The organism is Rhodopseudomonas sp. WA056 (assembly GCF_010906995.1).
Taxonomy (GTDB): domain Bacteria; phylum Pseudomonadota; class Alphaproteobacteria; order Rhizobiales; family Xanthobacteraceae; genus Rhodopseudomonas; species Rhodopseudomonas palustris_G.
The window spans coordinates 1-2717 of sequence record NZ_QPFS01000225.1; the positions used below are offsets into that span (position 1 = coordinate 1).

The 2717-nt window shown below is 67.1% G+C and carries 2 protein-coding genes; both read right to left on the reverse strand.

Annotation, left to right across the window (positions count from 1 at the left end; genetic code table 11):
- Positions 1 to 1136, reverse strand: a 1136-nt coding sequence (tsaE, locus tag DU475_RS23540; protein ID WP_164633486.1) for a tRNA (adenosine(37)-N6)-threonylcarbamoyltransferase complex ATPase subunit type 1 TsaE, incomplete at its 3' end; no start/stop codon positions are given.
- Positions 1133 to 2717: sensor histidine kinase (locus DU475_RS23545; RefSeq protein WP_205524526.1), on the reverse strand; the 1585-nt coding region annotated here is incomplete at its 5' end. The genes tsaE and DU475_RS23545, both read right to left, overlap by 4 nt.

Below are 2717 nucleotides of genomic sequence, written 5' to 3' on the forward strand. Positions count from 1 at the left end.
GGGCGTGCGCCGAGCCAGATCAGGTTGGGTGAGTGAAAGTCGCGCAGCACCCAGGTCCGTGCTTCGCGGGCAATGTCGGCCAGCAGCTTGCGCCACAACGCGACGAATTCGGCGCGCAGCGCCTCGGTCGGGATCACGCCGCGATCCGGCAGATACCACTCCGGCATCAGCCCGACTTCGATCATCATGGCGTTTTCGTCGAAGGTCGGCACCGCGTAGCTTTCGCGCGGCGACAGCGGAAGATGATCAGGGAGCGGCTTGGCATGCAGCGCCGCCAGCATGTCGGTGGCGGCCTGATAGCGAGCCACCACCGGCGCAGGCGGATCACCCTCGACCACACCGACGCTGCCGAGATCCTCGGTGATCAGGAAGCCGGCATCGAGATCGGCATGATGAATGGCGGGTGCGGAAAAGCCTCGCTCGCGCAGGCCCTGACCGATCGCGACGAACGGCCGGACGTCCTCGGCCAGATGCACCGCAGCGCTGTAGCTCTTGCCGGCATACAGCGCCGGCCCATCGGGACGGCGCGGCGCGTTCATCAAGATCACGCTTTCGGTGCCGCGCTGCAGCCGGGCGTAGGAGCGCGTCGAGGCATCGCCCGGCATGTGCAGACGCTCGGCCTCGGCATAGCCGGCGGTCTCGATGAAGCTGCGCAGCGCGGCGAGCCGTTCGACCTGCTTCACGGCCTTGCCGTGGCCGGTGATTTCCGCCGCGCGCGCCGATGGGCCGAGCGCCGGACGATGACTGAGCGCGATGTCGATGCGGTCTTCCGGCAGCGCCGCGCCAGCGCGCTCGGGCCATTCGATCAGCGCCACGGTGCCGTCCGGCAGCGGCGACAGGCCGATCTCTTCCAGTTCCGACGGATCCTCGACCCGATACAGATCCGCATGCAGGAGCGGATAAGGCGGCAGATCGTAGGTCTGAACCAGCGTGAAGGTCGGGCTCGGCACTTCGAGCGTGTCGTCGGCCGCGAGATAACGGATCATCGCCCGCGCCGCAGCGGTTTTGCCGGCGCCGAGATCGCCCGACAGGGTGACGACGTCGCCGGGACCGATCAGCAGCGCGACCTCGGCCATCAGCCGCGTGGTCGCCGCCTCGTTGGCCAGCGCGACCGAGAATGTCGCCGCCGCGCTCATTCGGCCGCGTGGCGTTGGGCGGACTGCTCGAGCGGAAACTCGCAGGTCACCGAGGTTCCGCGGCCGACCGTCGACTCGACTTCGACCTTGCCGCCGTGCAGTTCGACGAACGAGCGCACCAGCGACAATCCGAGGCCTGCGCCGCGATGCCGCGAGCCCTGCGGGTCGCTTTCGAACAGATCGAACATCCTGTCCTTGAACGCCGGCGCAATCCCCGGACCGGCATCTGCGACGGTGAACGCCACCCGGGTTTCGCCCCTGCGAACCGTCAACCGGACCGTCCCCTGCGGCGGCGAGAAGTCCACCGCATTGGCCAGCAGATTGTACAGAACCTGCACGACGCGCCGCTCGTCGCCGACGAAACGATCGATCTCCGGATCGACGTCGATCTGCAGCGCGATCTGGTCGCGGGCCAGCCGATCCTGAATCCCTTCCGCCGCGGCGTCGATCGCCTTGCGGATGTCGATCGGCCCGAGATTGAGCGTCATCGCCCCGGCATCGATGCTGGCGAGATCGAGGATGTTGTTGATGATCGCCATCAGCGCGTTGGTCGAGGTCGTGATGTAGTTCACGTACTCGGCCTGCTTGTCGGTGAGCGGCCCGGTCGAGGAATCGCTGAGGAAATGCGCGAAGCCGATGATCGTGGTCAGCGGCGAACGCAGCTCGTACGAGACGTGGTGGACGAAATCGATCTTGATCCGATCGGCGGTCTCCAGCGCTTCGTTGCGCTCGCGCAGCGCCCGCTCGACGTTCTCGGTGTCGGTGAGGTCCTGGAACGTCAGCATCGTGGCGCCGTCGGGCAGCGGCATCGTCTTGCAGGCCAGCACGCTGCCGTCCTTGCGCTCGAGCTTGAGCAGCACGTGGCGGCGATCGTCGATGCCGGTGATGGCGCCGCGCAGCGCCTGCCAGAACACGTCGTCGTCGAACAGCGGCCGGCACCACGTCTCGATCGCCTCGATGTGCGGCTGGCTCTGCATCGCCTCGGCGGACAGGTTCCACATCCGCGCGAACGGCGGATTGAACAACTGCGCGCAGCCGTTGGAGCCGAACACCGCGACCGCCTCGGACAGGTTGTCCAGCGTCTCGCGTTGGACGTCGATCAGACCGCCGTAGCGGCGCTTGAGGTCGAGGCTCTCGGTGACGTCGTCGAACAGGTAGGTGACGCCGCCTTCCGGATTGGGCGTGGTGACGATGCTGACGGCGCGGCCGTCCGGCAGATACCAGACGTCCTTGTCGGCCTCGACCGCCCGATAGGCTTCGTGCAGCTTGTTCTTCCACGCCTTGAAGTCGCGCTCCTCCGGCAGCTTGCGCTCGGCGCGCAGCCGGTCGAGCACGGTGGAGTCGTCGGGATGGCTATCGAGGAAGATGCGGTCGAGGTCCCAGAGTTTGCGATAGGAGTCGTTGTAGAATTTCAGCCGCCGCTGCGCATCGAACACTGCGACACCGGACGAAAGCTGATCGAGCGTCCGGCGATGTGCATCCGCCATTCGCTCCAGCGCGACACCGAGCGCGGCGGTTTCAGTGGCATCGACCGCAATGCCGGCGCTGCCGCCGGGCCCCTTGAGCGCCCGCACGTCGACA